This is a genomic window from Dyadobacter koreensis (genome assembly GCF_900108855.1).
GTDB lineage: Bacteria > Bacteroidota > Bacteroidia > Cytophagales > Spirosomataceae > Dyadobacter > Dyadobacter koreensis.
Genome location: NZ_FNXY01000012.1, coordinates 1 through 17,001, shown reverse-complemented (window position 1 = coordinate 17,001; position 17,001 = coordinate 1). Strand labels below are relative to the sequence as shown.

Here is a 17,001-nt window from a genome sequence, read left to right as displayed (position 1 = left end):
CGGAGTGGCTTAAAGTAAGCCGGAGACGAGCACCAACATAAGCTTTTGTATATTTCGACAAAGATACAAAACTGTTTTTTTAATATTCAAATAAAAAACTGGAATACCAGCAGGTAAGTTGTATCTTCATCCCGAATGCACCTGAACTTTTGATGGCCGTATTCCGTTTTCTAATTACCCTTTTTCTTTAAATAAGGGTTGGTTTCTGATAAAATTGAGAAATCAGAACAATAACATGATATTGAATGATCGATAAAAGTAAATTATTTTCTACCGCTGTAAGACCGGAAACCGCAGTTCTTGTAGCTGTGAGTACGCAAAAACAAACGAGTGCAAAAACGAAAGAATACCTGGATGAGCTCGCTTTTTTGGCGACAACGCTGGGTGTGGAAACCGTTCAGAAATTTACTCAGAACCTGGAACGGGCTGATATTAAGACGTATGTAGGAAAAGGAAAACTTGAAGAAATAAATATTTTCGTTACGGCTAATCCGGTGGATATGATCATTTTCGATGATGATCTTTCTCCGTCTCAGGTGCGTAACCTGGAAGTGATTTTTAAAGATATTAAGGTACTGGACCGAAGCCTTCTGATCCTGGATATTTTCGCGATGCGTGCCAAAACGGCGCAGTCGAAATTACAGGTGGAGCTTGCCCAGTATCAATACATGTATCCACGATTGACCAGGCTATGGACCCACTTAAGCCGCCAGTCGGGCGCGGGAGTAGGTATGCGTGGTCCGGGGGAAACGGAACTTGAAACGGATAGACGTATCGTAAAAGACAGGATCGCATTTTTGCAGGAAAAGCTTGAAAAAGTAGACCGGCAGAGCATGACGCGCCGCAAGGAACGCGACCGTCTGGTGCGTGTTGCGATTGTGGGGTATACCAACGTCGGGAAATCAACTTTGATGCAGAGTCTGTCAAAATCAGATGTTTTTGCTGAAAATAAATTGTTTGCAACCGTAGATTCGACGGTTCGTAAGGTGAATATGGAAAATGTCCCATTCTTGCTGACCGATACCGTAGGGTTTATAAGAAAATTGCCAACCACCCTGATTGAATCTTTCAAATCCACTTTGGATGAGGTTCGGGAAGCGGATATTCTGGTCCACGTGGTTGACATTTCGCATGAATCTTTCGAAGAACATATTGAAGTTGTGAATAAAACGTTGGTTGATATTGGTGCAGCTGACAAGCCCACGATTCTGGTATTTAATAAAATAGATGTCTACAAGCCTGCACCACAGGCAGATACGTGGGAAGGAGAAGAGGAGCCGGAAAACGAGGAAGTTACGCCCGAAAATACATTAAGTCAGTTGAAGAAAAGCTATTTGTCGCACAAAGCCGATCAGGTTGTCTTCATTTCAGCGCAGAAAAAAGAAAATATGGAAGAGTTGCGTAACGTTTTGTTTTCGCTTGTGAAAGCAAAACACTTTGCCATCTATCCAAATTGGCTTGATTTAGGTTATTCTGCGATACAATCAGAAGAATAAGCATTTGTAATTGAATCGGATTTTTTTCAATTTTGCACCCCGATTGGTATTCATAGGAATATGGATACCAATTTTTTGACTGCGTAGTTCAACGGATAGAATAGGAGTTTCCTAAACTCTAGATATGGGTTCGATTCCCGTCGCGGTCACTAAGAATGTTCAAAAACACGGTTTAAACCGTGTTTTTGACTCATTTGCAAATAGTTAAAAAAAATCTGCTAAATGAAGTTTGGCAATAGATAGTTAATTATAGCAGAAATTATGCTACCCGTTTGATACTCATACAAAGTGAACCTTTTTAGTATACGTTTGCAGCATAACAGTTCAAACGGCATGTTCAAAGATCAATTTGTAAAGTATAAGGTAGTTTACGACCGAAAAAAACAAGCTATTAAAAAGGGAAAAGCCTTGGTTCAAATTGAAGCATATCAATACGGAGATCGGCGATACTTCTCTACAGGGATTTATCTAACACCAGCACAGTGGAGTCAGAAAAACCGAAATGCAAAAGATCTGTATCTATCTTCTCAGATCCGAAGCTTTATAACCAAGTTAGAAAAACACGAAAAGGAGTTTCGGTACTACAATGATGGTCATTTTACGCTTGCAGAATTCGATTCGTTGAAAGCGCAGATATCAGATCGGTTACCAGCAGAAAAGCAACCAACTTTCAATGAATTCTTTGCAGCTCAAATCAAAGCTCGGGACAAAGAATTTAAATGGAATACGTACAGGCAACAAACTGCTTGTATTAATCTGCTAAATGAATTTAACCCGTCCATTAGTTTTGGTGAACTTAAATTCAAGACAATTGACGGCCTACACCAATTCATGGTGAATAAAGGACACAATAATAGCACTTCCCAGAAGCGGCACAAGATCATCAAAGGCTATATTGAAAAGGCGATAAAGCTGGAATTGTTGACGGTCAACCCATATAATAATTTTACGATACCTAAGCCAGTCGTTAACAAAATGGCATTATTGCCTAGCGAGTTAAGGCAAATTGAGGAGTTACAATTTGAACCGGGACAAGAACGGCTAAAAAAAGTACGTGACATGTTCCTTTTCTCAGTATATACAGGCCTTCGTTGGGGCGATGTTGCAGAGCTTAGTGCCAATAGTTTCATTGATAGTGGTAATGAGCTTGTATTAAGTATAAAGGCCTCAAAGACAAACAAGCTGTTTCAACTACCTCTCAGCCTCACATTTGAGGGGAAAGGTCAGGAAATAGCCAAGCGGTACATCGCTTCGGCGAATACCAGTAAACTATTTAAGGGGATTTATAACGCTTTTGCGAACAAGAGCCTTAAGACCATTGGTTCACTTGCCGGTATAAAAAAGAGTCTGCACTTTCATATGGCCAGGCACACTGCCGCCACACTTATGGCACAACTTGTAGGGGTACTAGTAGCACAAAACATTCTGCAACACTCCAAGTTATCCACCACTCAAGACTATCTGCATTTGTCTGATCAAGATCGAAATGAAAGGCTACAAAATGTAAAAAATTGGTATTAACTATGGAAAATCAAGAAACACCGAAAAGGAAATATAAGAAGCATAAGGATGGCTTTAAAGTAACCATAAATCACAAGTTAAACACATCAGTTAAAAGCTTCATTCCGGGGTCCGAGCGCCCTTGCCCATTGTACGTTGAAGTTAGAGTGCATAGGCAACGAAGCTTTTTTCCAAGCCAGTTTGATTTTCACGTTTATCAAAATGACTTTGATAGCTTCTTAAAAAATGAGTTTGTTCAAAAATTTCTTATAGAGGAGTCTCTTGAAATAGGAAGACATATAGAACAACAGGCTAAAAGTAAGGATACCTTTGATATTACGGAATGGTTGAGCGATTATAAAAAAACCAGTAAAGCGGAGTTATTTAATTTTTTTTTATTCGATTATTCTAATAGACTTTTCCAAAGTCATGCATTAGGTGAGTCAATTTTACCATTAGTAGACGGACGGGACTGGCTCCGAAGTTTAAAAAATATTACTGCCATTTTTAAGTACTATGGAGAAACTTCCTTTAGTAATCTTCATGACATAATTGTTTCATATGAAATAATTGAAAACATTGTAGGGTACTACAGTTCAAATTGGCTAATGCCAGAAATTGATGCCAAATTAAATCTTGACCGCAGTATAACCGTCAATCAAATACTCGACACGAACTTTCTGAGGGATAAATTAGCTATAATGGAAGAATCCGATCCCGAAGACTATTTATCTAACATGGAGAGGATTAGGGAGTTCATCACAAGAGTTGATAAAAATGTGTAAATTTTATTTTTAGGGTTTTCTCATTTTAAATAATTATTGCTATGTTTGCAATGATAATAGACAACTATACTATTACTTGTAAACATGGTAAATCAATCAACATTCTCTCCGGCCGCTCAGGCCCAAATCGACCGTCTTACACGTCAGGTCAAAGATCTCCAAAATCAAATTAGGTCAGGAGGTGAAAATATTATAAAGGACTGGTACCGCCCCGCAGAAGTCTGTAAAATTCTCGGTATATCTCGTTCCAAATTTGAGAGCCTTAAAAGATCAGGAGCATTTTGTGCTCAAAAGGTGGGTGGCGTCGTTTACATAGCCGCATCGGAACTCACAGCCTACCTCCCGAAAGCAGGCCGGTAAGCAACAAAACCATACTCTAAATCACTAAACACAAAAAAGCCCGTGTCCTGGCAGACAACGGGCTCAAGGTCTCTATGTTCAAAACCTTAACAATTAACGATTATGACGAGCGCAAATTTAATCAAAATTAATACTACTCCAACTATAAAATTAAGCTCACATGAGGAGCCTGTTATCCATCATCAAATTGCCTCCTTTATAGCTTGTGATGAGTATTTTACAATGTATGGACAAGAAATGTATCCGGTTTATCAGCCTGGGCAAGTTATGATGTGTAAAGAACTTATCGACTGGGATTTTATCCCCTTCGGTAACGCATTTTTAGTAGTAACAGACTCTATGCGTTTAGTGAGGTACGTTAAAAAATCTTCGTGTCCTGACAGTGTTAAACTGGTTTCAGAAAATTCGCATTTCGATACTTTTGAAATACCTAAGTCATCTATAAAGCGCTTGTATATAGTTACGGCAACAATTAAAAGATGTGGTATTTAAAATATTCCTCCCTCTAAAAACTAAACAGCCCGGCGATATGACCGGGCTTTTGATCGTGTAGCGGTCGAACAATTTTTTAAATTTTAAAAATATGTAACGGTATGACTAATGAAAGTAAAGACGAAAAAGAAGAAGTTATAAGCAAAGATCCCAAAGTTTTATCGTTAGCAAAAAAGGCGGCGGAGCAGTTTATTCGAGTTGGCGATGATTACTATAAATGCACTTACAGACCGGATAAAAACGGCAAGTTACATAAGGTTCTTGCCAGAAGAAGTAAGTCTACTATCGTTGATGATCATACTAAAATTGTTTTGGCATACATAAAAAAATATGAAGACTTTGTAATTGTTCCTTCACATGTTAATTATAAGCAAGTTATACATGGTCACTATAATAAGTATCATCAAATATCCCATACGCCTGAGAAAGGTAATTGTGATATAATTATTGAATTTCTGACTCATTTGTTTGGCAAGGATTACCTGGAATTCATTCTGGATTATTTTAAATTATTGTATTTGGAGCCTACTCAAAACCTTCCAATAATTTTACTAGAATCGGAAGAGAAAAACACTGGAAAGAGTACGTTTGGCTTTTTTGTAGAAAAGATCTTTCAGTTCAATGCTGTTGCCGTGGGAAACAAAGATTTTGAATCGGATTTTAATTCGGTTTGGATTGATAAATTAATGATCGTTGTTGATGAAACCTCATTGGAAAAGCGTTCAATTATGCAGACTATCAAGAGGTTGTCAACTGAGAAAGGACAAGTACTGTCTAACGCGAAAGGAAAAGACAAAGTTAGTATAGAGTTTATTGGAAAGTTTATTTTCATATCAAACGACGAGGGCAGGGCTTTACCAATCGAAGGTGGAGAAAAGCGTTTTGCAGTGTTTAAAGTTTCCACCTTCTCCAATCGAGGTGTACAAGATGATCCTAATATTCTGGACAAATTGGAGGCGCAAATTCCATACTTTTTACATTATCTTAAAATCAGAAAACTCCATCATGAGGAAAAAACAAGAATGTATTTTGACACTGATGTATACTTTACCGAGCAGCTAAAACTTTACTTTAAAGGCAGTGCTAGTTATACAGCCAAGGCGATCAAGGACCTAATTAAGGATACGTTTCAGATGTATCCGGAAACCATGGAGCTAAGATTTTCGATTAGTGAGCTATTAACAGAACTAAATAAAGGAAGCTACCTGAAAAGTACAGATAGGCAGCAAATAAAAAGAGCAATTGAAGAAGAGTTAAAGTTGGAACCACAAAAGCGCAGCCGTTACATCTACCATTCTTTATATATGGCAGAATTAGACGAAACCGACCTTCTCCTTTCCGGAAGAAACAATAGAAATCTCATTCATTATGTCTTTGCAAAATCTTAATACTGGAAGTATTATTTTCTTAAAATAATACAATCTTATTTTTGTAGATGTCTGAATGGCAGGAACAAATTATGGAGGTCAATGGAATTTGGAACAACCTGGAACGCCATTAGGAACACTTGGACAAATTTGTTCTTTTCTTATAAGTTGATGATTTGTAGTAAATTAAATAAATAATGAAAATATGGGTAAAATTTTGGAACAATGGAACATTTGTTTTTAATATATTCATTATTAGTTATTTATAATATTATTAAGTGTTCCAAAAGTGTTCCTAAGCTGTTCCATTGTTCCATGGAAAATATGGAGTGTTCCATTGTTCCAAGTGTTCCATCAATTTAAAAACTCAAACAGATACACAGGTTGAGTGCAATTCTTATATTTCTAAAATTGGTTACCAAAGAGGCAGATATTGGCATTAGCCGCTAAAAGAAAAAGTGCATGTTATCATCTCAGCAAATTGAAAAATTAAAGGCCATTCCCATCACTCAGTACTTGGCATCCATTGGCCATTATCCGGATAAGGAAGCGGGAAAGGAATTGCAATATTATTCCCCGATACGTAACGAATCCACACCATCATTTTTTGTCAATCCCGATAAAAATGTATTTCATGATTTTGGAGGAGAAAGAGGTGACGTTATTCGCCTGGTGGGTTTAATTAACAAGTCCGGATTTGTTGAATCTTGTCAGAAACTACAGGCCTGGGGACCTGGTGAACTTGCGCCACTATCAGGATCCAGACAGCAGCAGATAACATCCGGATCCGGAGGTATTCAATTAATAAAGGCGATCCCTTTACAAAATAATGCTTTGAGCCGGTACGCTGAAAACAGACGTATTCCTTTTCTTTTAGCGGCCAAATACTGTAAGGAAGTTCACTATACAAACAAAGAGCAAAAGTATTACGCCCTTGGATTTGAAAGCGATAAGGGAGGCTATGAGCTACGTAATAACATCAATGGCAAAGATTTTAAATCCTGCATCTCGCCGAAAGGTATAACGTCCTTTCTTGTGCCGGGTAGCACTTCAGTATCTGTATTTGAGGGATTCTTTGACTTTCTGTCAGCCCTGGTATATTTCAATGTCCAGGCATCCAAAAACAGCGTTGTAGTTCTGAATTCAACTAGTAACCTCAATGCGGCCATTGAGACATTATCAAAATATACCAATATCTATTCTTACCTGGACAATGATAAAGGTGGCGTAGGTGCTTTAGATCAATTGAAAAAGCAGGGGTTACCCGTTATTGATAAATCAAACATTTATGCCGGATACAAAGACTTTTCAGAAATGATATGCAGATTGAAATGATGATCTGCTTTTTTGGTTAAATCTTCCGCTATTTATGGGCTATTGGCCTCAAAAAAAAGACTCATTTTTTATCAGAATGAGTCTTTTTTTTGTCCTTTTCCTCTGATAATAGGCTAAAAATAACATCATTCCGGTGTTTGAAAATGATTTCTCTTTGAATATCAATTAGTTATATCGAGAAAACAATCTTTTCTTTCCGCTCTTTCGTCATACTATTGCCCGCCCTGTATCGCTTTGGCAATTGCCAGTAGTCATTTCCGTTATATGCACGGCGGTGAAAATGTCTAAAAAATTAACGTTTTCATGTCGATGATTTTGCGTCCAATGATCTGATTTGTATTTGCCATAGTTTTGAAATGTTAATTCTAAAACATATAAAGCCATGAGCAAACTACATTTTTTCGTCCTGGCAACAGGTCAAGCAAGCAAATATCTTGTTTCTGCTATTGAGGAGCGCAAACATTCGTATGACAAACATAATCCGAATGATCTTTATCTATTTATATCTGATTCAATCAATGGATATGATAGGATATACAATGGATCAGTAAACCTTGAAGCTCCAAGCAGAATACTTTCAAAGAGCTATGATGCAGTGATCAGCCGTTTAGGCGATGGGTTAGAGCACGGCGCGAGCATTTTGCGACACCTCACAGAGAATTTGGGGATTTATTGTGCTCAAACTCCCGATGGTTTGGAAACTGCTAGCAATAAGCTTAAGACTACACAGAAACTCAGTTCAAGCGGTTTAAAGGTTCCGGTAACAACATATGCTAAAAATCCAGTTCACATTGAGTTTCTAATTAAGAAAATCGGCGGTTTGCCTGCGATCGGGAAAATGATCAGAGGCAGCCAGGGCAAAGGTGTATTTATACTTGAAACACCACAAGCGGCAAATACGAGCCTTCAAAGTTTCTATAACTTAAATGTGAGTATGAAGCTTCAGAAGTTTATCGAATCCGGATCCACTGATATTCGTGCAATAGTTGTAGGGGATAAGGTAGCCGTGGCTATGGAGCGTACGGGAAAAAAAGATTTTCGGGCTAATATATCTCAGGGAGGCAGTGGAAGAAAAGTTGAGCTATCTCAAGAGGATATTGATATCTGCGTGAAGGCTGCAAAGGTTGTAAACCTTGAATTTGCTGGGGTCGATATAATTAAGGACCAGAATGGAAAAACTTACATTATTGAGATTAATGGAAATCCAGGAACGAAGATCATTGATATAACCGGACACAATTACTTCGTTGACCTGGTTAAGCATATTGAAACAAAGGTTAGGAAGCAAAAGACTGAGGAAAAAGGTAATGAGGCTAATTCATCGATGGCGTTCGAAGGAAGAGAATTCTTGTCAAATCTCGCTTTGAAGTATCCTACTACCCCATCTAATCATAATGCTGAAAATGGCAGGAGTTCGATCGAACAGCTGAAAAAGAGATACGCCAAGTTAATGTCTGATTTATAATGGAAATTAAAACAAATAAAATTTCAACGTCGTTTGTTAAAGTACTGGACGTTCAAGCAAATTGGACTAAAAATGCAATCCTTCAAATGTTGGATCATGAAGATTTTGAAGAGCATCCGAAGATAAAGCTATGTAATGAATATTTAAATAACGTCAATTTGCAATCTCCAAAGGCAAGGAAGAAGCGAAAAAATGTTTGCCAATGATGTTGTTTTGATGGGAGCATTTATACGGATGATAAGAGCGGCTTAGCTGGCATGGTATCGCTTATTCGAGCGGTTCGTTTGGAATAGTTCAATTGTAATGAAAGCACTGGCATAAGCTAGTGCTTTCATTTTAAAGTCTTTCATCAAACAAAAAACGCTTTATCTTTTGCCAATAGGGCTTAATCCATATCTGGAGCCAAAATTCTTTTTTAACACCTTCGTCAATATTGCCTAATCCCCTCACCATCAAATATATGAGGGCAGCTCTTTTTAAGGATTCGTCCAGCGTCGTTTCATCCCAATCGTGTTTTAGTGAGTACAGATACACTGAATAAATTAAAGTTATTGATCCAATTAAAACTTCAAGTATCCCATACCAAAATTGTTCACTCTTTTTTAACCAATATAGAATTACAGCAGACCAAAATATTCCAAAACAGATTGATAGTGAATACAGAATATTATTATTATAATATGCTTTGAGGTAACTCCCGATTAAGGAAGCAGGGAAAACAAGGATAGCGGCAATGTTTAGAACTTTTTGCGAAAAGAAAGGCTTCGACATCGTTAATATATCAGTGTTAAGTTCTATTAAGCTCTATAATCTAAATGATCAACGCCCAGGTCATGAAAAATTTGCTGTTCATCAAGCTCATCTTCCATTTTTTTAAGTGCAAAATTTTCCAACGGAGTTTTGCCGTCAGAATCTGATATTGTTAGATTTTTGATAATACATTGGGGGCCATTTTTGTAGATCATACATTCACCAACCACCAATAAGTCCAACCTTTCGGAAGCATCGGGAAGTATTGCAATGTTAGTTGCCTCTCCATCGACACGACAACTAGGGTATATTATACCGTCATACTGACCTTTGCCCTTTTCAATTAACATTTGTGTGAATATTGATGTGACCAGATAGTTGTGATTGTCTGAATCAGTATGAGGTATCGAAAATTCAGATGCAATAAAGTGATGGAACTCCAAAATGTCTTCAGCAAATTCTGGATTATTATCATAAATACTCTTGATAGCTTGCGTTAAGTACTTACTGACGTGCGCATTACCAGCATATTCTGGCTTGAAAATTACGGGTATCAGATTCAAATCATTTTTAACAACCCAACGACTATATGTTACTTTCTGCATCCCCCGTGACGTTTTGTCCCTTAACCAGGGGACACCTTCCAAAGTGGGAGTTAATCTTGCTGGAATATCTGAGCCCCTATCATCCATTATAGCTCCGTAAAACATAGTCTGTTTCGGTGTGCTTGCACGTTGATAGGTGGTGTTGTAGCATTGAGGCTTGTAGGAAACCTCTTTTCTCATCGAAAACACCTCCGATACCGACGTATTTGGCCTTATTCTTAATATTTCAAAAAATGGAATGTTCTTGGCCTCGTCCCCTGGATGAAGTCCATAGACGCCCATGACCATTTTTTTGCCTATTATGTTCAGGATCTCCTGAAGTAAAGTCTCTACGGTTTGCTCAGGATCGTGTAATAATCGTGTGTTCTGTAAAGCGGTTGTGAGATGTTGAATTTTTGATGCCATTTGTTTGGGAGTTCTGCTGATTACCCAAGTTAAATTTTTTGATACCAATTTGCTACCATTTTGTTATAAACAATATTATTTATCGGATAATCAAATAGTTATATATTGCCGTCGTGGTCAGTTTAAGCCGCCTCAATTTTTGGGGCGTTTTTTTGGTCTTTTGGGTAAATGGTATTTTGAGTTGAAATTTGGTTTGTTGGGGTAGTGCTATTTAGGTGTTTTTTTCTTTGTTTAAGGCATAGATTGAATGGGTCTGTTAGGACACAGACAAGGAATAGGTAGGGAAGTATCATTTGGGGATCTTATCTTTATTTCAAGCACAGATCGAACATGTCTGTGAAGACACAGACCAAGGAATAGTTTAAGTGTTATTCAATCATGATTTTGAGATGGGTGATTTACCTTAGAACCAGATCGTTAACTCATCCATAACGTCTAGTTAAAGTTGGAATTAATAAATTTTTTCATCAAAGGCTAATTAACTTCTCTATTTCCAAATTGAAGTACTTGCAGCATCATAAAAATAAACAGAAAGGAGGGCTGCTCCTTTGGACTTCTTACTGTTAATAGCCTTTCTGTCTTCAATTAATTTTCCGGCTTTTAGAATTATATTCCTATTGGCCTGGCTTGTCGTGTCACCATAAATACTTACGAAGATGCTTTCAATTTTTGATTCGGGAATTAGATTGGTTATATGGTCATCGTTGTCAGCTAAAGAGTGGCCATAAATAAATAAACTACCTCCAATATTGGCAAAGCTTCTAATCCCTCTGGACAAATAGCCACTATGGCTAATTTTTTCACGTTTTTCGCTTGAGGATCCTTCTGACACGAATAAAGGATAAAAGTCTTTATCTAACGCTGCTGTGATTTGTTCTGTCAACTTTACTCCTGTATTAACCCATGTAAATTTTTGAAGTTCTTCTCCTGCGTCAAATAAATGCAAAGCTCCGTGTAAATAAAATACCGTCTGCTGATTTGTATTATTTATCTCCCATGTAACGTAGTCAGTTTTTCCATCACTTGGTGTTCTAAATCCATCGTCATGTTTAATTTTTAAACTGCTGAATGGTTCTTCATGCATCAATGTCCAATACAATAACAGATCGTAGTTCAAGGTATACTTGTTATCAAAATTAGAAAGGAATTTTCGGCAGGTTATGAATTCTATCTCAGTGATATCATTAGGTTGAGTTGGATGGGATGAAGCAATAGTACTTACCAATATACTTTTGAGTCGCAATGAATCTTCAGTCATTTTATTTTTGTACGAATTCCCTTTGTCATAAATTTCACTTAACAGTGATGCATTTTTTAAAGACTTCATGACAACCTCAAAATCTTTGGTGTCAATTACTTTAAAAGCATCGTTTAATTGTGTATTGAATTTAGGCTGTGCTTGGGTAAATAAATTTCCGTAGGTAAATATTGAAGGACGGCAAGAAATTGAAAACCCATTTCCTAGTAATAGATGTTTCTTTCCTTTTGCTAGCGCTAGGCAATCATCGAATGACATTAATTCCATAAATTATTCTGTTAGAGACGGGTGAAAATTTCGAGAATGAAAATGAAATACCTCGGTGTAAGATTGGTGATATTACAATTTGAAATTAAAGTCCAAAAAGTTAGTGAATTTAATGTTAAAAGGTCTTGAAAGCTTTGGGTAATTGTCAATACTTTAGATAGTCGGCTAATGACTTATTTCTGTAAACATAGGTTTGAGCGAAGGTGAAGTAGAAATCAAACCGGATTTTGAATCTTAGATTATCAAAACAGTATCTCTCTTTTCTTATAAAATCCGAGTATATGAATTTTTTTTCCTGAACACAGATTATCACTTTTGAAAGAGTTGTTCTTATAATGAGAGTGTTGCTCATGAGAAAAACTTAACTTTAAGGTGTTACGCTAAAACTTAATTCCACCGTAGGTATTTATGATAAAAAATCAAATAGAGATTAGAACCTGGGCTCAATTCACAGAAACCGTAACTGATGTGAGATTTCGGAGTTGGGCTTTCAGGGGCCAAGCAGACGCAAGTTGGCCGATAAAAAGCACTCTGAGTAGATATTTGACTGATTTTCATGTACATCGAGACGCTTGGTCGAAACAAGAGGCGCGATTACTGAGGATTTTTAAACGGAAATCTCATATTTTTTTATCTAAACTGCCAGATCCTGAGGATTCCTTCGAGTGGCTAGCTATAATGCAGCACCATGGAGCTCCAACAAGATTGTTAGATTTTACATGGTCACCTTATGTAGCTTGTTTTTTTGCTTTAGAAATGGCACAAAAAAATTGTGCTATTTGGGCTGTATACCCACCGGGCCTTTCAGTTAGAGGAAGTAGAACAATTCGAGCAAGCCAAACGGTATTACCAGATGAAATTGGACCCTGGGTAAAAGGTAGTTATGAAAAGTACTTTTTAACTAATGAAAATAGTTTCGTTTTTATAGGTGAACCAGATAACATGAATCAAAGATTAATTGCTCAATCAGGAACTTTTGTTATTCCAGGACGCTTGGACCAGCCGGTCAACGAATTGGTCGATGAGGAATCTATTGTGAAAATAACTCTAATTACAGAAGAGTTGAGAAAGCATGCTATGTCGGAATTGTATAAAATGAATATTACAAACGCAACGTTATTTCCAGGGTTGGATGGGCTCGCAAAGTCTTTGACATATGAACTTGAAACTCATTGGGCTTATGATCCCATAACAATGGAACCTTACAAAGGATTTCATATAGATTAACTTGCAAAAAACCAGTAAGGTGCAGAAGAAAAGTCCTTTATGCTTGATTATCCATTCTACTTTCCCTCTTTTAATAAATGAGAATATTTAGAGTTGAGCTGTCTATATTTGGTCAGATAGCAATCCAACGGCCAATTTCCTTTAATTTTCAAAAGGAACTGGATTTCGGAAGTGTATTTCAAAGTGATATTAAAATAATTCAACACGCTAAAGGGGTCAAAATATCTTCAACAGTAAATACCGCAGATCAGGAAAGAGCTTATAAAGTGGCATTACTTTTCGTAGGAAAGATGTTGGATGTTTTAGCTTTAAAAACTAACACTGCTCTTGTTGTTTCTAATATTGATTTAAGGCTTGCAGAAGAAAATAATGCTGTTAGAGCTATCATTGATGAAGATGAGTTTAGATGTTCATTCTTGCTTCCCCAAACGCTGAATCTACACGAAACCACATTTTTTAAGGGCCTGAATTGGTATAGGAAAGGGCTTTATACAGAGGATCCATTTGATAGATTTCTTGCTTTTTGGAACTCCATTAGCATTGTTGCGGGAAAGTATCATACACCTGATGATAGAACACGTGCAGGCATCATAAATCAAATATGGAGTTGCTTTACATTACTTTGGGGTGATAATAACAACTGGAATTTCGTGAATGGAGATGATCGTTGGATTAACCTAAATAATGATATTAGAACTAACATAGCACATGCACTTATACCTGTTGAAATTCAACATGTTGAAGATTTAATAAACAAACTTGATACGTTACAAAAGGTAGCGTACTCCTTCCTAACCCAATGGGCTAACAAAAGGCTTAATCAGCCTCTTTTATGATTGTCAGACATTTGGTGGCTTCTCTAACCTAAAATCCTAATTCACGTATAATGAAAGTTGCTGAATACGTTTCAATAATAAACTCCCGTTTTAAACGCGGAAACTCAACAGAGCATACTTTTAGAGGGGAGCTTACTCAATTACTAGAAAGTTTAGTTCCTGCTATACAGGCAACAAATGAACCCAAAAGACAAGCTTGTGGAGCTCCTGATTACATTATAACAAAAAATGATATTCCTGTTGGCTTTATTGAAGCAAAAGACATTGGTGATAGTGATCTTTATGGTGTAAAAAAAACGGGAAACAAAGAACAATTCGACCGGTATAAGGCGTCACTCAACAATTTGATCTTTACTGATTACCTGGATTTTCATTTGTATCACGAGGGCCAGTTTATAACCAAAATAGCCATTGGGGAAATTACTGATACCGGAATAAGACCTTTAACAGAAAACTTTTCGACTTTCGAAAATCTGATCAAAGACTTTTGTATCCATGTGGGGCAAACGATTAAAAGCTCCAGACAGCTTGCCGAAATGATGGCGGGCAAAGCGCGGTTGCTATCCGTAATCATTGAAAAAGCGCTGAACAGCGACGAAACCAACCAGGAAGACAGTACGCTGAAAGACCAGATGACGGCCTTCAAAGATGTGCTCATCCATGATATTACGCCCAAGGGTTTTGCTGATGTATATGCCCAAACCATTGCCTACGGCATGTTTGCCGCTCGTTTGCATGACCCTACGCTACCGACTTTCAGCAGGCAGGAAGCGGCGGAGCTGATCCCGAAATCGAACCCGTTTCTGCGAAAATTGTTTGGTTATATTGCCGGACCCGATATCGACGACCGTATTAAGTGGATTGTGGACAGCCTTGTGGAAATATTTTTGGCCTGTGATGTACATAAGCTTCTTAAAAATTACGGAAAGGCAACTAAAATGGAAGACCCAATTATCCATTTTTACGAAACATTTTTGAGTGAATATGATCCCACATTGCGCAAGGCGAGGGGTGTGTGGTATACGCCCGCTCCTGTGGTAAATTTTATTGTGCGGGCTGTGGACGATATCCTCAAAACGGAGTTTGGCTTACCTGCCGGGCTTGCCGACACCAGCAAAACGACTGTGAAGGTGAAATATCAGGTGAAAGCCACTGCCGATATGCGTTCTAAAACCAAAGAGGTAGAAAAGGACGAGGAAATTCACAGGGTACAAATACTGGACCCTGCAACGGGAACGGGAACGTTTTTGGCAGAAGTGGTGAAACACATCCATAAAAAATTTGAAGGACAGCAAGGTATATGGAGCAAGTATGTGGACTCACACTTGCTGCCAAGGCTCAATGGCTTTGAGTTATTGATGGCTTCCTACGCTATGGCGCATTTGAAACTAGACTTGCTGCTGACCGAAACAGGCTACAAACCAGTCAAAGACCAGCGCCTGAAAGTATACCTAACCAATAGCCTGGAAGAACACCATCCCGATACCGGAACGCTATTTGCTAATTGGCTGAGCTCGGAAGCCAATGAAGCCAACCGAATCAAACGCGACACGCCTGTCATGTGTGTGATTGGGAATCCGCCGTATAGTGTGAGCAGTAACAACAAAAGCCCTTGGATTGAAAAACTGACCGCTGACTATAAAAAGGATCTCAACGAGCGAAACATACAGCCTCTTTCGGATGATTACATCAAATTCATTCGTTTTGGACAACATTTCATTGATAAAAATGGAAGCGGGGTTTTGGCATATATTTCCAACAATAGCTTTTTGGATGGGATAATACATCGCCAAATGCGCAAGAATCTGCTGGAAACTTTCGACTCTATTTACATTTTGGATTTACACGGAAACAGCAAGAAAAAGGAAACCGCCCAAGACGGATCCGCTGATCAAAACGTGTTCGACATCATGCAGGGTGTTTCGATTAATCTTTTTGTAAAAACGGGTAAGAAGCAAGAAAACGAATTAGGGAAGCTTTATCATTATGACTTGCAGGGAAAGAGGGAAGCCAAGTATGAATTCTTAGAAAGTCACTCCATAAAAAGCGTCGTTTGGAAGAGTTTACTACCAAAGGAGCCGCATTTTTTTTTAGTTAATAAAGATTTCACAGGAAAAGATGGTTACGACAACGGGTTTAAACTAGATATTCTATTTATACAAGGAGCGGGTGGAATTGCCTCGCATAGAGATTTTTTTGTCATTGATGAGAATATCCAAAAACTAAAAGAACGGATTAATGACTTTTATAACTTAACTGGAAATGAATTAAAGAATAAGTATAAATTACAAGAAACAAGCGAGTGGCAAATAGCCGATGCTCAAAAGATTCCCAAAAATGATGTTAACTATGTTAACATTTCTTACCGGCCATTAGATACTAGGTTTATATATTACGAAGATAGCCTAATCACCCGAGGTAGAAGAGATTTAATGAAGCATTTTTTAAATGACAATATTGGAATTGTTACATGTAAAAGACAAGAAAATTTAACCACTGCCTTTATTACTGTAAGCGGTAACTAACAATGCACCAAAAATGGAAATTAGGAGTGCACCAAAATTGGCAACAGGAATGCACCACTTTGGCAAATATACATGGGTTAATTTTGGGGTTCAAAAAAAGTCTTTCTGTTTTTCATTCGGTAACTTTTTCCACTCATACTGATCACGTCGCATCTGTAAAGCAATCGGTCCAGTAAAGCCGTTGCAAGCACTTCGTCATCCAGCATTTTGGCCCATTCCGTTGCCATTTTATTGGTTGTAATAATAAAACAGGTTTTCTCGTAGAGCAGGTTGATGAAGTTAAACAATGAGACCGCCTGACTTTTTTCTACTGGAAAGAGCATGATAT

Annotated in this window: 15 protein-coding genes and 1 tRNA gene; 12 read left to right on the top strand and 4 right to left on the bottom strand. The window is 37.7% G+C overall.

The window, feature by feature from the left end; genetic code table 11:
* The first annotated feature begins 245 nt into the window (after positions 1 to 245).
* The 9 genes from hflX (at position 246) to BMY70_RS29785 (ending at position 8,800) form a co-directional block, all read left to right on the top strand.
* Positions 246 to 1,496: a GTPase HflX gene (gene hflX, locus BMY70_RS29825; RefSeq protein WP_090342076.1), complete on the top strand. Its 1,251-nt coding sequence runs from the start codon at positions 246 to 248 to the stop codon at positions 1,494 to 1,496.
* A 77-nt stretch (positions 1,497 to 1,573) separates the two neighbouring features.
* A tRNA-Arg gene (locus BMY70_RS29820) sits at positions 1,574 to 1,645 on the top strand.
* A 184-nt stretch (positions 1,646 to 1,829) separates the two neighbouring features.
* Complete coding sequence (locus BMY70_RS29815; protein WP_090342074.1) at positions 1,830 to 3,017, top strand: site-specific integrase; 1,188 nt, start codon at positions 1,830 to 1,832, stop codon at positions 3,015 to 3,017.
* Positions 3,018 to 3,019: 2 nt separating this feature from the next.
* Positions 3,020 to 3,781 carry a hypothetical protein gene (locus BMY70_RS29810; protein ID WP_090342072.1) on the top strand — a complete coding sequence of 254 codons (762 nt, stop codon included), beginning with the start codon at positions 3,020 to 3,022 and terminating at the stop codon, positions 3,779 to 3,781.
* Positions 3,782 to 3,865: 84 nt separating this feature from the next.
* Entirely contained in the window at positions 3,866 to 4,141 is a 276-nt protein-coding gene (locus BMY70_RS29805; RefSeq protein WP_090342070.1) for a helix-turn-helix domain-containing protein, read from the top strand.
* Between the two features lie 102 nt (positions 4,142 to 4,243).
* Positions 4,244 to 4,633, top strand: coding sequence for a S24 family peptidase (locus tag BMY70_RS29800; RefSeq protein WP_090342068.1), 390 nt, complete (start codon positions 4,244 to 4,246; stop codon positions 4,631 to 4,633).
* A 101-nt stretch (positions 4,634 to 4,734) separates the two neighbouring features.
* Positions 4,735 to 6,021 carry a primase-helicase family protein gene (locus BMY70_RS29795; protein ID WP_090342064.1) on the top strand — a complete coding sequence of 429 codons (1,287 nt, stop codon included), beginning with the start codon at positions 4,735 to 4,737 and terminating at the stop codon, positions 6,019 to 6,021.
* 441 nt (positions 6,022 to 6,462) lie between these two features.
* Positions 6,463 to 7,335, top strand: a complete 873-nt coding sequence (locus BMY70_RS29790; RefSeq protein ID WP_090342061.1) for a DUF8464 domain-containing protein — start codon at positions 6,463 to 6,465, stop codon at positions 7,333 to 7,335.
* A gap of 382 nt (positions 7,336 to 7,717) precedes the next feature.
* Entirely contained in the window at positions 7,718 to 8,800 is a 1,083-nt protein-coding gene (locus BMY70_RS29785) for an ATP-grasp domain-containing protein (RefSeq protein ID WP_090342058.1), read from the top strand.
* 336 nt (positions 8,801 to 9,136) lie between these two features.
* Here the strand turns inward: BMY70_RS29785 and BMY70_RS29775 are convergent, their stop codons facing one another.
* From BMY70_RS29775 to BMY70_RS29765, 3 genes are all read right to left on the bottom strand, one after another.
* Complete coding sequence (locus BMY70_RS29775) at positions 9,137 to 9,571, bottom strand: hypothetical protein (RefSeq protein ID WP_090342052.1); 435 nt, start codon at positions 9,569 to 9,571, stop codon at positions 9,137 to 9,139.
* Positions 9,572 to 9,597: 26 nt separating this feature from the next.
* Entirely contained in the window at positions 9,598 to 10,560 is a 963-nt protein-coding gene (locus BMY70_RS29770) for an RES domain-containing protein (protein WP_090342050.1), read from the bottom strand.
* Positions 10,561 to 11,047: 487 nt separating this feature from the next.
* A complete protein-coding gene (locus BMY70_RS29765) occupies positions 11,048 to 12,085 on the bottom strand; it encodes a DUF4917 family protein (protein ID WP_090342047.1) in 1,038 nt (345 codons plus the stop codon).
* 408 nt (positions 12,086 to 12,493) lie between these two features.
* Between BMY70_RS29765 and BMY70_RS29760 the strand changes: the two genes are divergently transcribed.
* The 3 genes from BMY70_RS29760 (at position 12,494) to BMY70_RS29750 (ending at position 16,673) form a co-directional block, all read left to right on the top strand.
* Positions 12,494 to 13,312 carry an FRG domain-containing protein gene (locus BMY70_RS29760; RefSeq protein ID WP_090342044.1) on the top strand — a complete coding sequence of 273 codons (819 nt, stop codon included), beginning with the start codon at positions 12,494 to 12,496 and terminating at the stop codon, positions 13,310 to 13,312.
* 77 nt (positions 13,313 to 13,389) lie between these two features.
* A complete protein-coding gene (locus BMY70_RS29755; protein ID WP_090342042.1) occupies positions 13,390 to 14,148 on the top strand; it encodes a methylamine utilization protein MauJ in 759 nt (252 codons plus the stop codon).
* Positions 14,149 to 14,198: 50 nt separating this feature from the next.
* Entirely contained in the window at positions 14,199 to 16,673 is a 2,475-nt protein-coding gene (locus tag BMY70_RS29750) for a type ISP restriction/modification enzyme (protein ID WP_143072181.1), read from the top strand.
* Positions 16,674 to 16,750: 77 nt separating this feature from the next.
* Here the strand turns inward: BMY70_RS29750 and BMY70_RS29745 are convergent.
* The coding region (locus BMY70_RS29745; RefSeq protein WP_177197092.1) for an ATP-binding protein at positions 16,751 to 17,001 on the bottom strand (251 nt) is incomplete at its 5' end.

Excerpts from the sequence above, each read along its gene's own strand:
- hflX (WP_090342076.1), top strand. The coding sequence starts at position 246 with ATGATCGATAAAAGTAAATTATTTTCTACCGCTGTAAGACCGGAAACC.
- BMY70_RS29815 (WP_090342074.1), top strand. The coding sequence starts at position 1,830 with ATGTTCAAAGATCAATTTGTAAAGTATAAGGTAGTTTACGACCGAAAA.
- BMY70_RS29810 (WP_090342072.1), top strand. The coding sequence starts at position 3,020 with ATGGAAAATCAAGAAACACCGAAAAGGAAATATAAGAAGCATAAGGAT.
- BMY70_RS29805 (WP_090342070.1), top strand. The coding sequence starts at position 3,866 with ATGGTAAATCAATCAACATTCTCTCCGGCCGCTCAGGCCCAAATCGAC.
- BMY70_RS29800 (WP_090342068.1), top strand. The coding sequence starts at position 4,244 with ATGACGAGCGCAAATTTAATCAAAATTAATACTACTCCAACTATAAAA.
- BMY70_RS29795 (WP_090342064.1), top strand. The coding sequence starts at position 4,735 with ATGACTAATGAAAGTAAAGACGAAAAAGAAGAAGTTATAAGCAAAGAT.
- BMY70_RS29790 (WP_090342061.1), top strand. The coding sequence starts at position 6,463 with ATGTTATCATCTCAGCAAATTGAAAAATTAAAGGCCATTCCCATCACT.
- BMY70_RS29785 (WP_090342058.1), top strand. The coding sequence starts at position 7,718 with ATGAGCAAACTACATTTTTTCGTCCTGGCAACAGGTCAAGCAAGCAAA.
- BMY70_RS29775 (WP_090342052.1), bottom strand. The coding sequence starts at position 9,571 with ATGTCGAAGCCTTTCTTTTCGCAAAAAGTTCTAAACATTGCCGCTATC.
- BMY70_RS29770 (WP_090342050.1), bottom strand. The coding sequence starts at position 10,560 with ATGGCATCAAAAATTCAACATCTCACAACCGCTTTACAGAACACACGA.
- BMY70_RS29765 (WP_090342047.1), bottom strand. The coding sequence starts at position 12,085 with ATGGAATTAATGTCATTCGATGATTGCCTAGCGCTAGCAAAAGGAAAG.
- BMY70_RS29760 (WP_090342044.1), top strand. The coding sequence starts at position 12,494 with ATGATAAAAAATCAAATAGAGATTAGAACCTGGGCTCAATTCACAGAA.
- BMY70_RS29755 (WP_090342042.1), top strand. The coding sequence starts at position 13,390 with ATGAGAATATTTAGAGTTGAGCTGTCTATATTTGGTCAGATAGCAATC.
- BMY70_RS29750 (WP_143072181.1), top strand. The coding sequence starts at position 14,199 with ATGAAAGTTGCTGAATACGTTTCAATAATAAACTCCCGTTTTAAACGC.